General features: G+C 64.9%; 8 protein-coding genes. 1 reads left to right on the forward strand and 7 read right to left on the reverse strand.

What is annotated here, in order from left to right; genetic code table 11:
- Both BGP02_RS17450 and recC read right to left on the reverse strand, forming a co-directional pair.
- Positions 1-1,303: UvrD-helicase domain-containing protein (locus BGP02_RS17450; protein WP_353744114.1), on the reverse strand; the 1,303-nt coding region annotated here is incomplete at its 3' end.
- The gene (recC, locus tag BGP02_RS17455) at positions 1,300-4,716 is read right to left on the reverse strand and encodes an exodeoxyribonuclease V subunit gamma (RefSeq protein ID WP_286798916.1); all 3,417 of its coding nucleotides are present in this window, start codon (positions 4,714-4,716) and stop codon (positions 1,300-1,302) included. The genes BGP02_RS17450 and recC, both read right to left, overlap by 4 nt.
- Before the next feature lie 256 nt (positions 4,717-4,972).
- On the opposite strand from recC, the gene BGP02_RS17460 reads away from it, so the two are divergent.
- On the forward strand, positions 4,973-7,195 hold the full coding sequence (locus BGP02_RS17460; RefSeq protein ID WP_017232831.1) for an FUSC family protein: 2,223 nt from the start codon (positions 4,973-4,975) through the stop codon (positions 7,193-7,195).
- A gap of 58 nt (positions 7,196-7,253) precedes the next feature.
- On the opposite strand, the gene BGP02_RS17465 is transcribed toward BGP02_RS17460, so the two are convergent.
- From BGP02_RS17465 to BGP02_RS17485, 5 genes are all read right to left on the reverse strand, one after another.
- Entirely contained in the window at positions 7,254-7,892 is a 639-nt protein-coding gene (locus BGP02_RS17465; protein WP_017232830.1) for a response regulator, read from the reverse strand.
- Positions 7,893-8,443: 551 nt separating this feature from the next.
- Positions 8,444-9,943: an efflux transporter outer membrane subunit gene (locus tag BGP02_RS17470; RefSeq protein WP_286798917.1), complete on the reverse strand. Its 1,500-nt coding sequence runs from the start codon at positions 9,941-9,943 to the stop codon at positions 8,444-8,446.
- A gap of 199 nt (positions 9,944-10,142) precedes the next feature.
- On the reverse strand, positions 10,143-13,283 hold the full coding sequence (locus BGP02_RS17475) for a multidrug efflux RND transporter permease subunit (protein WP_286798918.1): 3,141 nt from the start codon (positions 13,281-13,283) through the stop codon (positions 10,143-10,145).
- Positions 13,280-16,462 (reverse strand): MdtB/MuxB family multidrug efflux RND transporter permease subunit, encoded by a 3,183-nt coding sequence (locus BGP02_RS17480; protein ID WP_286798919.1) that lies wholly within the window; start codon positions 16,460-16,462, stop codon positions 13,280-13,282. The genes BGP02_RS17475 and BGP02_RS17480 overlap by 4 nt, the downstream gene beginning before the upstream one ends.
- 92 nt (positions 16,463-16,554) lie before the next feature.
- Positions 16,555-17,637 (reverse strand): MdtA/MuxA family multidrug efflux RND transporter periplasmic adaptor subunit (locus BGP02_RS17485; protein ID WP_286798920.1); only part of this gene is annotated, 1,083 nt, incomplete at its 5' end.

A 17,637-nucleotide genomic window follows, 5' to 3' on the forward strand; every position in this document is an offset into this window, starting at 1 on the left:
GCCCGACGTTCGATGCGGCCGTCTCCCGCCGACCGTACACGGCGCTGAAAATGTCGAACTGCAGCGGATCGGTGTCCTGGAACTCGTCGATCAGTGCGCAGGGGTATCGCTCGCGCAAGGCCTCGGCCAGATCGGGGTGCTGGTTCAGTGCCCGTGCAATATTGCCAAGCAGGTCGTCGAACGACACCACCCGCAACTCGCGCTTGCGAAGCGCCAACTGGTCCGGGGCTTGCATCAGCCACTCGCGCAGCATCCGCAGCCACTGAATCGCGTAACGCTCGTGCGCGTCGGCGCGCGCTTGCACCAGCGCATCGGCCATGCCGAAAAACCGGTGATCGGGCGGCGTTTCGCCCTTTTTGATGTCCTTGGCGAGGCGCGTGGTGGTCAGCAATTCCGCCTTCGGACTCAACGGCGCCCCGGCATCGCGCGCGCCAAGATAGCGCGCCCAGGCCGATACGGCTTGCGCAAGCGATACCGCGTCGTAAATGTTTTTCTTGTACGACGGCAACGCCGCGCGCATCAGATCGGTAATTGCCGCGGCCTCGGCGTCCCAGCACTCGCAGGCCGCTGCGTAGGTCGCGAACCATCCCGGGTCCGACGACGCTTGAGCGTCTGACTCGACCGCCGACGGCCAGCGCAATTCCGACATGGGTTTCTTCAGCCGACGCGCCAACTGGTCGGTGAGCGTGCCGGGCGAGCGTTTCGCATCGACCAGCCACGCGGCGAAGCCGTCGTCCTGCGCTGCCAGCGGTTCGACCACACGGCGCCAGAATTCGACCGCGAGATCGTGCCGCACGCCATTGTCGTCCGGCACCAGCTCGTAGGCGAACGGCAATCCGGCCGCAAACGGCACCTCCGCCAGAGCACGTTGGCAAAACCCGTGAATGGTGTGAATCGAGGCCTGATCGAAGCCGCGCAATGCCGTTTGCAAGCAATCGCGAATGGCCTTCGGTGTCACGTCACCGCGCTCGATCAACCCCGCGATCATGACATTGAACAACGGATCGTCGCTGGCGTCCGGATCGAAGTCGACGATATCGTCGTTCTCGTCCTCCTCGAAGACCGGCGCCATCGCAGCCACCAACGCAGCCAGCCGTGCGCGAATCCGCTCACGCAGCTCGGCCGTGGCCGCGTTGGTGAAGGTGACGACAAGAATCTGCTCGACCGTCAATCGCTTCTCGAGCAGCAACCGCACGTACAGCGCGCAGATGTTCCAGGTCTTGCCAGTGCCGGCCGACGCTTCGATCAGGCAAACGCCGTCGAGATCGCAACTGAAGACGTCGAGGTCGATGAGCTGCGTCATGCGCCCTCCGCCACGTCAAGGTGTTGCACCAGAGGGCCGAGCAATAGATTGGCAAGAGAATCGAACGGCGGCGCCAGCGGATCGTCCACGCCGCGCCAGATCAGTCGCGTGTACGGGTCGTCCGCGTCGCCCCGAGCGAATGCCGAACCGAGCCACGCACCTTGCGCCTCGCCCGGCTTGCCGGTACTCGCCAACTTCCACGCGCTTCGCGTAAAGAATGGCAACGGCCGCGTCTGCCCGAGGCGGTACAGCGCCACCCATTGCCCCAACAGCGTCGCCGCGTCTTCCACCGGCCGCAACGCGAATGTCTCGTCTTCGCCGTACCAGAGCGTTCTGGCGGCTACGTCCAGTCCTGCGTGCTCGGGCTGCTGGAGATGCGCACAAAGCGCCAGATGGGCCAGCCATGCGGCAAGCAGATCGCTCGGACGCTGGCTGCCGAATCGATACATGACCAGTCCATAGCGCGACACCGGGGCCAAGCGTCCCTGCAACAGGCAGGCTGCGCGCAACGTGGCATCGCCATGCCAGGCGGCCTGCGTCGATTCGCGCCATGACGGCGGCAGCGCCGGCGTCAAAGGCAGCGTCACCAGCAGCTCCTGCGTGCCTTCCGCCTGCGCGTCTCGCACCTGCGACGCCAGCGCGCGCAGGCCGCCCAACGCTCTGCGGCGCCAGACGGCACCGGTCGCCCCGCCCGGCAACTCGTGACTGACCTTCGCAATACGCTCAATGGCGTCGGCATGCGCGCGGGCGTCGCGTGCGTCGTGGCGCATCAGGCGCGGCAGCAGACGCGCCGCCAGCGCATCGCGTCCGGCCCAGTCGAGCATGAACGGCTCTTCGTCGTCGACCTCCGTGAGCAGTTCGCCGAGCGAGAGTCCCAGCCGGTCACGCGCCCACGCTCTTCCGGGATGACGCCAGAAACGCAGCAGGTCGTCCAACGTCAAATGGGTTTGTACGACAGCGGGCAACGGTTCACGCACGAATGGCGCGGCGCGGGCATTCGGTGTGGGGGACGCCAGTTGATCCGCCAATTGCTGCGCCGCCTCGGCATTGGCCACGTCGTAGCTGTAGAGCGACGGGTCGTGCCCATCGAAATACGCAGGAGAAAACGGTTGAAGCGGATGCGACACCGCAAGCCGCTCGCGGGCTTCGCGCTGATCGTCGAGGCAGTACCCCTGGGACACCGGTGCGAGCAACTGCCCGGCGAAGTCAAGCAATTCGTCCACAGCCGTCGATGGCGGCAGCGGCGCATTATCGCGCACGCTTCGGCCCGTGTAGGTGATCAGGAACCGGTCCTGCGCACTCAACATCAGATCGAGGAAAAGATTGCGCTCGTCGTCGCGCCGCTGGCGATCGCCACGTTGCGGCAACGCGCGCATGAGGTCGAATTCGTCGGCGCGCACGCGTCCCGGCAGCACCCCGTCGTCCATGCCGATCATGCACACCACGCGGTACGGCAGCAGGCGCAGGCTGGGGATCGCCGCAAACGTCACACGCCCCGATGGCACGCCGCCACGCGTCGGATCGTCGAGGGCATTGGCCAGCACGCGCGCCACCACGTCAACCGGTACCCGCACTTCGGGCGCTCCATCAGCGATAGCCGAGCCGATCTGTTCGATGGCCACGCGCACCTCGGCAACATCGTCGGCAAAACGAGGCTCGTCGGAAAAGAACTGTTCCAGCATCGCCAGCAGCTGATCGCGCCACGCGAGCCCCGTGCGCATCGTTTGCAGCGTGACGGCGGTGGCATCGAGATCGTCGACGAGCCGCGCCAGCTGCCCGAGCCATTCGGCACGGCCGCCCTCGATTCCCCCAACCGGTAGCCAATCGTCGACCGGCAAGGCGTCATCAGGCAAGGCGTAGCCGAGAAACAGCCGCATCATCGCATCGCCCAGGGTGTGCCGCTCCAACGCCGGCGAGACATCGGCCCCGGTCGGCGCGCACGCCTGCGGCGCGTCGAGCCGCAGCAGGGCATCACCGCGCCAGCCGCGTCGTGCACCGGCGGCATGCAACCAGTTTTGAACGGTGTCGAGCGCATTGCCGCCGAGATCGTAGCGTTGTGCGATGGCCTCCGTGCGTGCCAGTTCCACCAGACTCGACACCGCCACCCGCTGCTGCGCCAAGGCCAGGATGGCGGCGAACGCCCGCGCGACGGGGTTGGTCCGCGTCGGCGGCAACCCCGTCACCAGATAAGGAATGCGAGGTGTCGCGGTACCAAACACGGCGTCGATCAGCGGGGCCGCGCGCCCCAGATCCGGCACGGTTACGAGCACATCATCGGGACGCAAATCGGGAATCTCGTCGAAGCACGCCAACAACCGGTCATGCAGCACTTCGATCTGACGCGCCAGGCTGTGGCACACATGCACCTGCACCGACCCGTCGACGCTCACGCCATCGGGCGCGCCGTGACGGCCATCGTCCAACGTGAGAATGCCGTTTTGCAGGGCGGCGAGCAGCGTCGGTGCGGGATTGGGCTGGAACAGCGCCCGGTCCTCCACCGCCTGCGGTGCGAGGTCGGCATACAGCGCATCGATATGCGACTGCGTCTGGCGCCCCCATTCGGCGAGCAACGGATGCCCCACTTCCCGGTGCGCCCCCCCATCGCGCCGCGCCAGATACGACAGTCGTGACGGCGACACGATGTCAAACCAATAGCTCTCACACGGATTCAGGACATACAGGTGCACCTCGATCAGACGAGACATCGCCTTGAGCAGCGCCATCGAAAGCGGCGGCATCGACGACAGCGCGAACACCGACACGCGTGACGGCCATCCGGCAGGCACCGTCTGCGGCGTCAACGCCTCGATCCGGTCGATGGCCCGCAACGTTGGGTGACGCTCGCGAATCTCCAGATGCGCCAACACCTGCCGCCACAAGGCGCTCTGCCACACTTCGTCGGCACGCTGCGTCTCACCCCAGCCCGTGGCGGCGCCCGGCGCGATCGTCTCCCCGGATTGCCACCGCTCAAGCCAGTTCGGCCGATAGGTCAGATATTGGTCGTAGAGATGCGCCAGTCGGTCGGCCAATTCGAAGCGCATGACATCGTCCGCGCCCGTCAGATAGCCCGCCAGTCGCGGCGAGGCGTCCCCCCACGGCTGGGCGAGGCACTGATACAGCGGCCAGACAAGCCGGTCCGGCGCAAACGGCGAACTCTCGGGCACCGTGACCAGTTGCCCCGCCATGTCCCACAGCCACTGGGCGAGATAGGTCAGACGAACGTTGGCACACACGCCGAACACATCGGCATAGTCCAGTTCGAGCCGGCGCCGCACGGCCACACTTGGCACGACGATGGTTTCCGTCTCGAACGGATTACCGGCTTTCCCCGTGCTGCCGGGCGCCTGGGCGAGATCGCGCAACAGGGCGGCTTCAAGGGTGGTGAACCGGTTGGAAAAGAATAGGTGGAGCATGCGGGCGTGGCGGCTGAGCGAGTCTGTTCGCAAGCATAACAAAAGCCTCCTCGCGAAGCCCATCGGGCAGATCCGAAAACTTGCCCCGACATGAGTGACGGCAGCGTCAGGCGCCGTTACCGGTCCGTCGGCATGTGGGCCGTCACCGGCGGCATCCCCTCTTCGCGCCACGCGGGGCTTCGGCTAGACTCTGTCTGCACCGCGCCCTCCCCCCGCCGCGCGGCCGGCTTTGCTGCGGAACCCTCGCACCCGACGCATGGACTACCAGACCGATATCAAGAAATTCCTCTTCAGCCATTACTTTTTCACCGGCACCCGTCAGGCGTTGGGGGTCGTGTTGCCGGCGCTCGTGCTGTTCTGGGGGATGGACCAGCACCTGCTCGGCATCGAGGTCGCCTCGGGGGCGCTGTGCGCGAGCGTGGTCGACATCAACGGACCGCTGCGTCACAAGCACGCGGAGCTGCTCAGTTGCACGCTGCTCGGCGCCCTTACGGTACTGATCACCGGCATGGCCACCGCCGCGCAACCGTGGCAGCTCTGGATCACGTCGCTAACCCTGACGTTCGGCCTGTCGATGCTCGTGATCTACGGCTATCGCGCGTCGCTCGTGAGCTTCGCCTGCCTGATGATGATGGTGCTCAACGTCGAGGGCGATCTCACCCGGCATCAGGCCGTGCTCGATGCCGGCGCCGTGCTCGCGGGCGGCCTCTGGTACACCTACTTCAGCCTCGTCGTCTGCCGCGTCTGGTGGTTTCGCATCGAACAGCAGACGCTGGCCGAGTGTTTCTTCGTCACGGCGCAGTATCTCGAAGCCAAGGCGGCGTTCTACGACACGTCGACCGACATCGACGAATGCTACCGGCGACTGATCGCCGCGCAGGTCAACGTCGTGGAAAAGCAGCAGGCGGCGCGCGAGATCATTCTGCGCAACCTGCCCCGCCTGCGCACCGGCACGCTGGAGCCGCGCCGCACGATGCTGTTCAACCTGTTCATCAACATCGTCGACCTGCATGAGGTCGTGGTGTCGGTGCACACCGATTACCCGATGCTGCGCCGGGAGTTCGCCGACCATGACGTGCTCCTGTTCTTCCGCGACATGATCCGAAAGATCGCCAACGAAGTCGATGCCATCGGCTACGCCATCGCCACCAACGAACCATCGCGGGCGCAGCGCAGTTGGCGCGCGGAATTGCGGGCCATCGAGTACGAGATCGAGCTGATGCGCAAGCAGTCGTTGCCGCAGCGCGCGCCCGAAGCCTATCAGGCGCTGACGAGCACCTTCCGCCGCGTCTGGAGCAGCACACGTGTCGTGGAACGCATGCACCGCAACACGAATCTCGCCACGGCAGGGTCGGCCACCGAAGTCCAGATCGATCAGGCGCTCGTGCGCTTCACCTCACGACAGAGCTATTCTCCGAAATTGCTCTGGAAGAATCTGACTTTTTCGTCACCGAGCTTTCGCCATGCCTTGCGGGTGACGATCGCCATCACGGCCGGAATGATCATTTGCGAGAACTGGTCGCTGCTCGCCGGGCAGGCCCACAGTTACTGGGTGTTGCTCACGATCATCGTGATTCTGAAGCCCGGTTTCAGCCTGACCAAACAGAAGAACGCGCAACGTCTGACCGGCACGCTGGTGGGATGCGTAAGCGTGCTGATCATTCTGGCCTTCGTGCACAAGGCGTGGGTGCTGCTCGCCCTCATGTTCTTCTGCATGGTCATGGGCAACAGCCTGTCGCTGTTCAATTACGGCCTGTCGGTCGTATTCATGTCGTCCTACGTGCTGTTGCTGTTCCACTTCCTGCTCCCCGGGTCGCTGTCGGTGATCGGGGAGCGCGCGATCGACACGCTGATCGGCTCCGCCGTGGCGCTGGTGTGCTCCTATCTTTTCCCGTACTGGGAATACCGCCTGATGGGGCCTCTCATCCGGCAGGCGGTGCAGTCGACGCGCGCGTACCTGGAATCGTGCACCGGCCGCGACGGCAAGCGCGACGAGCTCGCCTATCGCATGGCGCGCAAGGACATGCACATTGCGTTCGGAAATTTCGGCGCGGCCTTCAGGCGCATGATGCTCGAGCCCAAGTCCAAACAGGTCTCGGTCGGGGAGCTCAACGATCTGCTGGTGCAGAACCATGTGATGGCGTCGTACATCACGGGGATGTCGGACGTGCTGCCGCGTCAGATTGCAGCGGACAAGAGCGGCGAGCTGGCGCAGGTCGTCTCCGCGATCAGCGATCTGCTTTCTCAGGCCGTGGCGGCCCCGGCCGCCTCGGTGCCAACGGATGCGCAGGCCGCGAGCGAAGCGATGCGCGACTACACGCGGCGCCTCGACGCGCTGGTCGTCGCCCAGGAGCAGCAATCGGACACGCCGGAGGCCCACGTCCAGGAAATCAAGCAGGTGGTGCATCAGCTCAAACAGATGCTCCGGGCGGGCGAGTTGATCCTGCGCGATATGCGAGCCATTCGCCTGCCGGCCTGACCGCGCGCGGGGCATCGCGGCCCCGCCGCCCCCTTCGCCGGCGGGTTCAACGATTCCGTCAGGCGATGCCCGTGCGCGTGGCGTAGTGATAGAGGTCGACGTCGCGGTCCAGCCCGAGTTTGCGCATGGCGTTGGTCTTCTGTGAGCTGACCGTCTTGACGCTGCGACTGAGCTGGAATGCGATTTCGCTGATGGTGAGCCCGGAAACGAACAGCCGCACCACTTCCACTTCGCGACCCGAGAGCTTCGACGCATCGATCTCGGTGTCGTCGACCACCGAGTCGTGCAGGCGCGTCGCCAGTCCCGCCGGAATATAGCGGCTGCCGTCCGCGACCACGCACACGATATCGGCAATCGAACTCTGCTCGTCGAGCTTGGAGAGAATCGAATGCACACCGAGCTTGAGCATGCCACGAAGAATCGCCAGATTTTCCAGCATCGTGACAACGATGATCTTGATGTTCGGGAAATATCGGCGCACATATCCGATCAGAAACAGGCCGTCCTTGAAATTTCCCCCTGGCATTGAAAAATCGGTCACGAGAATGTCGCATGGCGCCTTGGCCAGCAAATTCACGAGTTCTGACGAATTGGCCGCCTCGCCGACCAGATGAATCATTTCCCGCTCTTCGAGCAGACGTCGTATTCCATACCGCACAATCGGATGGTCGTCCGCGACCACGACATTGATCGTCATCGTTGCCCCCTCCCCTTATTCGTCATCTGGCAGCACCGTCATCGCCGCACGACACGTACGGTGCTTCGCGCCTGCCATTGCCGCGAAGCGAGTCCATTCTGGCAAAAAGGGATCCTCTCGACCGGCTGGGAAACGTCACATAGACGATGCGCATGGGCCGCCTTGCCACGCGGTGTGGTCAATGCGCGCGCGGCCCGCATGCTGCCCGATAGAGCGGGTACTGCGGCCTAACTGCTTGACGGGACTCGCCCGGAGGTGAAATTGCTCAGACGTCCGGCAGCACAGTCTGTGCTACTCGCGTTACCGGTATTCGGACGATTCGCGGTGAGCGCTTCCGACATTCCAATCTCGAAGTTCGGAATTACCTTAAACACCAACGCCCGATTTAGTGATCGGCTCGTTGTGCGCGTCGGAATATGCGTAGTTGGCGCAGGGGGACATTCCGAGGGTGTGCCCCGGTCGCGAACACCTCGACCGGGCGCTGACGAGGCGGTTCGGACGGCGCGTTACGCACGTTACGCGCGTTATGCACGTTACGCACATTAGGCGCGTTACTTCTGCCCGTCGCGGCCATCGGCGGAGCTGGCGTTCGCGGACGCCTTCACCGCCTGCGACGCACCAGGGTTCTCGCCCGCGGACGACAAACCATGCCAGCCGCCGCCGAGCGCGGTCACGAGCAGCACGTTGGCCGTGAACTGACGGCCGAGAATCGTCAGCGCCGTACGCTCCGTGGTGTACGCCGTCGTCTGCGCCGTCAACACGTTCTGGAACCCGACAGTGCCCGCCTTGTACTGATTGAGGATGAGTTGCAGCGCCTCGCGCGACGACTGCACCGCCTGGTTCTGCACGGCAGCCTCACGGCCCAGATAGTTCAGCGCGGCGAGGTTGTCTTCGACCGACTGGAATGCCGTGAGCACCGTCTGACGGTAGGTCGCGACCTGTGCGTCGTACGCCGCGATGGCCGCGTCGGTCTGCGCACGACGCAGGCCGCCGTCGAAGAGCGTGGCCGCCAACGCCGGACCGACCGACCAGAAGCGGCTCGGCAGCGTCAGCCAGTCGGCGAAGCTGCTGCTTTGGAAACCGCCCGTCGCCGAGAGCGTAAGGGTCGGGAAGAAGGCCGCCTTGGCGACGCCGATCTTCGCGTTCGCCGCCGCCACCGAGCGCTCGGCCGCCGCAATATCGGGTCGCCGTTCCAGCAAGGTCGACGGCAGGCTCACCGGCGCCATCGGCAACGCGGCGCGCAGCGGCATCGGCGTAAGCGAGAACGTCGCCGGCGCCTTGCCGACAAGCAGCGCGATCGCATGCTCCAGTTGAGCGCGCGTCACCTCGATATCGAGCGCCGAGGCCTGCGCCGATTGCAATTGCGTCTGCGCCTGAATCACGTCGGAGCGCTGCGCCACACCGACGGCGTATTGATTCTGCGTGAGCTTGAGCGTTTGCTCGTATGCCGCAACCGTACGGTCGAGCAGCGCCCTCTGAGCGTCCGTTACCCGCAGGTCGAAGTAGTTCTGGGCGAGCAGCGCCTGCGCCGACAGACGTGCATTGGCCAGATCCGCCTCGCTCGCCTCGGCGCTCGCGTTGCCGGCCTCGACCGAGCGGCGCACGCTACCCCAGATGTCCGGTTCCCAGCTCGCCGTGCCCGACAGGCTGTAGCTGTTCGAGATCCCGCCCGCCCCCGATCCGCTCACCGCCGAGCTGCTCACGCGCGAGCTGGCGCGTGTGAGACCGGCGTCGGCGCCGATCGTCGGAAAGAAGGCAGAGCGCGCCTGCGAGGCCACGGCCAGCGCTTGCCGATAGTTGGCCTCGGCAACCTTGATGTTCTGATTGTCGACGTTGACCTGCGCCATCAGGTCGGCGAGCACCGGGTCCTGATAGATCGCCCACCACTCGCCCTTGGACGCCGCATCGCTGGGCTCGGCGAGCTTCCAGTCCCCCGTCTCCTTGAACGCGGCCGGCGTGTCGATGGCTGGACGCACATAGTCCGGCCCCACCGCGCAGCCCGCGAGCCACAGTACGGCGCTTGCCGCAAGCCACGTGGCGGCGCGACGCATGCGCGGCGGCGTCCTCGCGCCTCGCCCTTGCAGCGCAACCGCTGCGGCTGCAGCGGGCGGATGAGATCCAGCGGTGGCGACTTGACGATTCAGGTTACGGGACATGGCACGCATCGGCCCTTCGGCCAGAACAGAAGTTTCAAAAGACGCTCCGGGACGCGACGCCCACGGACGCGCACGGTGCAGGCAGCGCGCGGCATCAGCCATGCCCCACCTCCCCGACGTCGCCCTGGCCGCGTTGACCACGCGCACGCCATCGCGCCCAGCGCAGCCGCAAGCGATCGAGATAGAGGTACACCACCGGCGTCGTATAAAGCGTGAGCACCTGGCTCACGAGCAGGCCGCCCACGATGGAAATCCCCAACGGCTGACGCAGCTCCGCCCCATCACCCGTGCCCAACGCAAGCGGAATCGCACCGAGCATGGCGGCCATCGTCGTCATCATGATCGGGCGAAAGCGCAGCACGCACGCGTGGTAGATGGCCTCGCGCGGCGGCATGTTCTGGCGCCGTTCGGCATCGAGCGCGAAGTCGATCATCATGATCGCGTTCTTTTTCACGATACCGATCAGCAGAATCACCCCGATCAGCGCGATGATGCTGAACTCGGTATTGAAGAGCAGCAACGCGAGCAACGCCCCGACCCCCGCCGACGGCAGCGTCGACAGAATGGTGAGCGGATGGATATAGCTCTCGTAGAGCACGCCGAGCACGATATATACCGTGAGCAGCGCGGTCAGGATGAGTATCGGCTGCGACGACAAGGCCGACTGGAACGCCTGCGCCGTGCCCTGGAAGCTGCCGTGCACCGACGTCGGCATGCCCAGCCGGCCGACGGCGTCCTGGACCGAGGCTTGCGCCTGCGACAGCGATATCCCCGGCGGGAGGTTGAACGAAATCGTACTCGCCGCGAATTGCCCCTGGTGCGAGACCCCCAGCGCCGTATTGGTCGGCCGATACCGCGCGAATGCCGACAGCGGCACCTGCGCCCCCGCCGAGGTCACCACATAAATGTCCTTGAGCGACTCGGGGCTTTGCCACCATTGCGGCGCAACTTCCATTACAACCTTGTACTGATTGAGCGGATTGTAGATCGTGGAGACCTGCCGCTGCCCGAACGCATCGTTGAGCACGCTATCGATCTGACTCATCGTCAGACCGAGGCGGGACGCCTGATCGCGATCGACGTCGAGCGTCGTCTGCAAGCCTTTGTCCTGCTGGTCCGTGTTGACGTCGACGAGATTCGGCAGATGCGAGAGCGCATTGCGCACCTTCGGCTCCCACTCGCGCAACTGCTGTAGATCATCTGCCTGCAGCGTGTACTGGTACTGCGCGTTACTCGCCCGCCCGCCGACGCGAATGTCCTGCACGGACTGCAGATAAAGCATTGCGCCAGGCTCCTTGGCCAGCTTGCCCCGCAATCGCGCAATCACCTGATCGGCCGAGATTTTGCGCTCGCCCAACGGTTTGAGCGTAACGAACATCAAGCCCCCGTTTCGGTTCGATCCGCCGGTAAAGCCCGTGACGGTCGACACGTCCGGATCGGCCTGCACGATCTTGATGAAGTCGGCCAGCTTCTTTTCCATCGCCTGGAACGAGATCGCCTGATCGGCCTGAATGAAGCCGATCATCCGCCCCGTGTCCTGCTGCGGGAAGAAGCCCTTCGGCACGACGGTATACAGCCAGACGTTCAGGCAGATCGTGGCAAACAGAATCCCCAGCATGAGCGGCCCGTGGCGCAACGCCCACGAGAGCGAGCGCTCATATTCGCGCAGCATGCCGTCGAACATACGCTCGGTCCATCCGCCGATCCGCGTCCAGACGGATGGTCGCGGCGGCGGCGCGGAAGCGCCCGGCGCAGACTTGCCCTTGAGCAGACGCGCGCACATCATCGGCGTCGCTGTGAGCGAGACGACCAACGAGACCAGGATAGCGGCCGAGAGCGTGACGGCGAACTCGCGGAACAGGCGCCCCACGATGCCGCCCATGAGCAGCAGCGGGATGAAAACCGCCACCAGCGAAATGCTCATCGAGAGCACCGTGAAGCCGACTTCGCGTGTGCCCTTGAGCGCGGCGGCGAACGGACTCAGGCCATCTTCGATATGGCGGGCAATGTTCTCGAGCACCACGATGGCGTCGTCGACCACGAAGCCCGTCGCAATGGTGAGCGCCATGAGCGACAGGTTGTCGAGACTGAAGCCGCACAGGTACATCACGCCGAACGTGCCAATCAGCGACACGGGCACCGCGACGCTCGGGATGAGCGTCGCCCGCCAGTTCCGCAGGAAGAGGAACACCACCATGATGACGAGCGCAATCGAAATCAGCAGCGTGCGCTCGACTTCCTTGAGGGATGCCCGGATCGTCGGCGTGCGGTCCATCACCACGTCGAGATTGATGGCTGCCGGGATCGAGGCGCGCAGCACCGGCAGGATCTTGTTGATGCCGTCGACCGTCTTGATGATGTTCGCGCCGGGCTGCGTCGTGATGATGAGCACCACCGACGGCTTGCCATTGGCCGACCCGGCGTTGCGCAAGTCCTGCACCGAATCGACCACGTCGGCGACATCGGACAGGCGCACCGGACGGCCGTCCCGATAGCTGACGACGACCGGCAGATAGTCCTTGGCCGTCTTCGCCTGATCGTTGGCGAGAATCTGCCAGCGCTGATCGCCGTCTTCGAGCGCACCCTTCGGGCGGTTTGCGTTGGCGGCCTGAATCGTCGTGCGCACCGTCTCGAGCGGAATCTGGTACTTGTTGAGTGCCGTCGGGTTGAGTTCGACCCGCACCGCCGGCAGCGAACTGCCGCCCACGGTGACATCGCCTACGCCGTCGAGCTGAGAGATCTTCTGCGCGAGGATGGTCGACGCGGAGTCGTACATCTGCCCGCGCGTCATGCTGTCCGACGTCAGCGCAAGAATCATCACCGGTGCGCTCGCGGGATTCACCTTGCGATAGGTCGGATTGCTCGGCAGGCCCGACGGCAGCAGACTGCGCGCGGCGTTGATCGCCGCCTGCACGTCGCGCGCCGCGCCGTTGATATCGCGCGAGAGATCGAACTGCAGCGTGATGCGGGTCGAGCCCAGCGTGCTGTTCGACGTCATTTCCGTCACCCCGGCAATCCGGCCGAGCGAGCGCTCCAGCGGCGTGGCCACGCTCGCGGCCATCGTCTCGGGACTCGCGCCGGGTAGCGACGCCGTAACGGAGATCGTCGGAAAATCGACCTGCGGCAGCGGCGAGACGGGCAGCAACCCGAACGCGACGATGCCCGCCAGCGTCACCCCGATGGTGAGCAGAACGGTCGCGACCGAGCGCTTGATGAAGACAGCCGACAGGTTCATCGCGCTGGGCCGCCTGTGGTGGCCGGGCCGTCACTGCCGCCGCCCGGCGTGCCATGATCGCCGCGCCCCGGATCGTCCGGCGGCCCCGAGGTACCGAAACGCCGATCGCGCCAGGCGCGCGCCCGTGCGGCCAAGCGGTCGAACCACAGGTAGATCACGGGCGTGGTAAAGAGGGTGAGCACCTGACTGACCATCAGCCCGCCCACCATGGTGATCCCGAGCGGCTGCCGCAACTCGGACCCCACGCCCGAGCCAAGCATGAGCGGCAGCGCCCCCAGCACAGCGGCCATCGTCGTCATCAGGATTGGCCGAAAACGCAGCAGACAGGCCTGATAGATCGCCTCGCGCGGCGCCATGCCGCGTTCACGCTCCGCCTCGAGCGCGAAGTCGATCATCATGATGGCGTTCTTCTTCACGATGCCGATCAGCAGGATGATGCCGATGATCGCGATGATGCTGATGTCGTTGCCCGAGACCATCAGGGCGAGCAGCGCACCGACACCGGCCGAGGGCAGCGTCGACAGGATCGTGATCGGATGGATGTAGCTCTCGTAGAGCACCCCCAGCACGATGTACATCGTCACGACCGCCGCGAGAATCAGCCACAGCGTGTTCGAGAGCGACGCCTGGAACGCCTGCGCCGCACCCTGGAAGGTCGTCTGCGTGCTCACCGGCAGGCCGATGGACGCCTCGGCCGCGGTAATCGCCTTCACGGCATCGCCGAGCGATGCGCCCTTGGCGAGGTTGAACGAGATCGTGGCGGCCGGGAACTGGGCCTGGTGGTTGATGGCCAGCGGGGTGGGCTTCTCCACGATCTTCGCGAACGATGTCAGCGGCACTTGCACCCCCGAGGTCGACGCAACGTAAATGCCCTTCAGCGCGTCGGGGCCGCGCTGGAAATCGTTACCCACTTCGAGCACCACGCGGTACTGCGACGCCTGCGTGTAGATCGTCGAAATCAGTCGCTGGCCGAACGCGCTGTAGAGCGTCTGGTCGACGGCCGCCGGCGTCACGCCCAGGCGGCTCGCCGTGTCGCGATCGATGTCCACGTAAGCCTGCAAGCCATTGACTTGCAGGTCGCTCGTCACGTCGGCCAGTTGCGGTACGTGTTGCAGCTTGTCGACGAGCTTTGGCACCCAGATGCCGAGCGTATCGAGACTCGGATCCTGCAGCGTGAACTGATATTGCGTTCGGCTGATGCGGTCTTCGATGGTCAGATCCTGCACCGGCTGCATATAGAGCGCGATGCCGGGCACGTTCGCCACCTCGGGCTGGATGCGGCGGATCACCGCCGAGGCGTCGAGTCCGCGCACGGCCTTGTCCTTCAGATTGATGAGCAGCCGCCCGCTGTTGAGCGTGGTGTTCACCCCATCCACGCCGATGAACGACGACACCGATTCGACGGCCGGGTCCTTGAGCACGGCGGCGACCAATGCCTGCTGGCGCTCGCCCATTGCCGCGAACGAGATCGACTGCGGCGCTTCGGAAATCCCCTGGATCACCCCCGTGTCCTGCACCGGGAAGAAGCCCTTCGGCACCCACAGATACAGCAGCACCGTGAGCACAAGCGTGCCGAGCGCAACGAGCAGCGTGGCCGTTTGACGATCGAGCACCCATGAGAGCCACTCGCCGTACTTCGCGATGATGCGGTCGAATATCTCGCCGGTCTTGCGGTAGAACTTGCCCTGCTTCTCTTCGGGCACGTGACGCAGCAGCTTCGCGCACATCATCGGCGTGAGGGTGAGCGACACCACAGCCGAGATCAGGATCGACACCGCCAGCGTGATCGCGAACTCGCGGAACAGGCGGCCGACAACGTCGCCCATGAACAGCAGCGGAATGAGCACGGCGATCAGCGAGAACGTGAGCGAAATGATGGTGAAGCCGATCTGTTCCGCGCCCTTGAGCGCCGCCTGCAGCGGCTTTTCCCCCTGCTCCATGTAACGCGCGATGTTCTCGATCATCACGATCGCGTCGTCGACCACGAAGCCGGTCGCGATGGTAAGCGCCATGAGCGTGAGGTTGTTGATCGAGAAGCCGGCCAGGTACATCACGCCGAACGTGCCGACGAGCGAGAGCGGGACGGCCACGCTTGGGATGATCGTCGCCGAGACGTTGCGCAGGAACAGGAAAATCACCATGACCACCAGGGCCACCGCGAGCAGGAGTTCGAACTGCACGTCGGAGACCGAGGCGCGGATCGTCGTTGTGCGGTCGGTCAGCAACTTCACGTCGATGCTGCCGGGCAGCGAGGCCTGCAACTGCGGCAGCAACGCCTTGACCCGATTGACTGTCTCGATCACATTGGCGCCCGGCTGACGCTGCACGTTGAGCACGATGGCCGGCGCGGTATCCGCCCATGCGGCAAGCTTGGTGTTCTCGGCGCCATCGATGACGTCGGCGACATCGGAAAGACGGATCGGGCCACCGTTCTTGTACGCGATGACCAGGTTGCGGTACTCGTCGGCCGACGCGAGCTGGTCGTTGGCGTCGATGGTCGAGGCACGCAGCGGACCGTCGAAACTGCCCTTCGCCTGGTTGACGTTGGCCGCCGCGATGGACGTGCGAACGTCCTCGATACTCAGCCCGTACGACGTAATCGCGCGGGGATTGACCTGAATGCGCACCGCCGGGCGTTGGCCACCCGAGAGGCTCACCAGACCGATGCCGGGCAATTGCGAAATCTTCTGCGCCACACGTGTGTCGACCAGATCTTCGAGCTTGGGCAGCGGCAGGGTCTTCGACATGATCGCCAGCGTCAGGATCGGCGTATCGGCCGGATTGACCTTGCTGTAGATCGGCGGCATCGGCAGATCGGTGGGCAGCAGATTGCTGGCGCTGTTGATCGCGGCCTGCACTTCCTGCTCGGCAACGTCGAGCCCGAGATTGAGCGAGAACTGCAGCGTGATCACCGACGCGCCGCCCGAACTGGTCGACGACATCTGGTTCAGGCCCGGCATCTGGCCGAACTGACGCTCCAGCGGGGCCGTCACCGACGAGGTCATCACGTCCGGGCTGGCGCCCGGATAGAGCGTGACCACCTGAATGGTCGGATAGTCGACTTCCGGCAATGCCGAGAGCGGCAACAGCCGGTACGCGACGAAACCGGCAAGCAGGATCGCCACCATCAGCAACGAGGTGGCGACCGGTCGGAGAATAAACGGGCGGGACGGATTCATTGGCTACGTCGAAGGGCGTCTCTGGGGGGCCGTGGGCCAAACGTGGGCGAGGCGTGGACGCGGGAGGTCGTGCGACGTCACGCGAGACCGCCCTATTGCGCCGGACGGCGATGACCGCCGTTGCGCTTGTCCCCCGGCGCGGGCGGCGCAACGGCCGCCGCACGGCTCGCGGCCGTGATCACCTCGACCTTGGCGCCGTCGCGCAGCTTGTCCATGCCGTCGATCACGAGCTTCTCGCCGGGCGCGATGCCAGACTCCACCGCGACGTTGGTGCCGTCGGTCGGTCCGAGCTTCACGGTCTTGAGCTTGACCGTCTGATCCGGCTGTACCGTGTAGACGAAACTGCCCTGCGTGCCGCGCTGTACCGCGGCGCTCGGAATCAGCGTGGCGCCCTTGAGCGTGTCGACGAGCATCTTCACGTTGACGAACTGGTTCGGAAACAACAAGCCGTCGCGATTGGCGAATTCGGCCTTGAGCTTGACGGTGCCGGTTGTCGTGTCGATCTGGTTGTCGATGGAGGCGAGCCTGCCGGTGGCCAGCTTCACCTTGCCGGCGCGGTCGAAGGCTTCCACGGGCAGCGTCTCCCCGTCTCGCGAGCGTTTGAGGACCTTCGACAGGTTGTCCTCGGGAATCGTGTAGACGACGGTAATCGGCGTCACCTCGTTGATGATGACGATGCCGTTGGTGTCCGACGCGTGAATGATGTTGCCCGGATCGACCTGGCGCAGCCCCGCGAGCCCCGACACCGGCGCAATCACGCTGGCATAGTTCAGTTGCAGGCGGGCGTTGCCGAGCTGCCCCTCGTCGGATTTGACGGTTCCTTCGTACTGCTTGACGAGCGCACGTTGAGTGTCCACCGTCTGCGCGGCGATCGAATCCTGCTTGAGCAGTGTCTCGTAACGGGCGAGGTCGAGTTGCGCATTTTTGAGCAACGCCTGGTCGCGGGCGAGTTGGCCCTCCATCTGGGTGACCTGTACCTGGAACGCACGCGGATCGATTTCGGCGAGCAACTGGCCTTCCTTGACGATGTCGCCTTCCTTGAAGTGCACCTTCATGAGCTGTCCGTCGACACGCGAATGCACGGTCACACTGCGCGTGGGCGTGACGGTGCCCAGCCCGTTGAGGAAGACCGGCAGGTCGCCCGTCTTCGCCTCGACCGCCGTCACCGGCGTGGC

Origin of the sequence: Pandoraea sp. 64-18, assembly GCF_001899225.1 — a bacterium.
Taxonomy (GTDB): Bacteria; Pseudomonadota; Gammaproteobacteria; order Burkholderiales; family Burkholderiaceae; genus Pandoraea; species Pandoraea cepalis.

What these genes read in the sequence shown, in the direction of transcription:
- recC (WP_286798916.1), bottom strand. Translation starts at nt 4,716, where the DNA reads ATGCTCCACCTATTCTTTTCCAACCGGTTCACCACCCTTGAAGCCGCC.
- BGP02_RS17460 (WP_017232831.1), top strand. Translation starts at nt 4,973, where the DNA reads ATGGACTACCAGACCGATATCAAGAAATTCCTCTTCAGCCATTACTTT.
- BGP02_RS17465 (WP_017232830.1), bottom strand. Translation starts at nt 7,892, where the DNA reads ATGACGATCAATGTCGTGGTCGCGGACGACCATCCGATTGTGCGGTAT.
- BGP02_RS17470 (WP_286798917.1), bottom strand. Translation starts at nt 9,943, where the DNA reads ATGCGTCGCGCCGCCACGTGGCTTGCGGCAAGCGCCGTACTGTGGCTC.
- BGP02_RS17475 (WP_286798918.1), bottom strand. Translation starts at nt 13,283, where the DNA reads ATGAACCTGTCGGCTGTCTTCATCAAGCGCTCGGTCGCGACCGTTCTG.
- BGP02_RS17480 (WP_286798919.1), bottom strand. Translation starts at nt 16,462, where the DNA reads ATGAATCCGTCCCGCCCGTTTATTCTCCGACCGGTCGCCACCTCGTTG.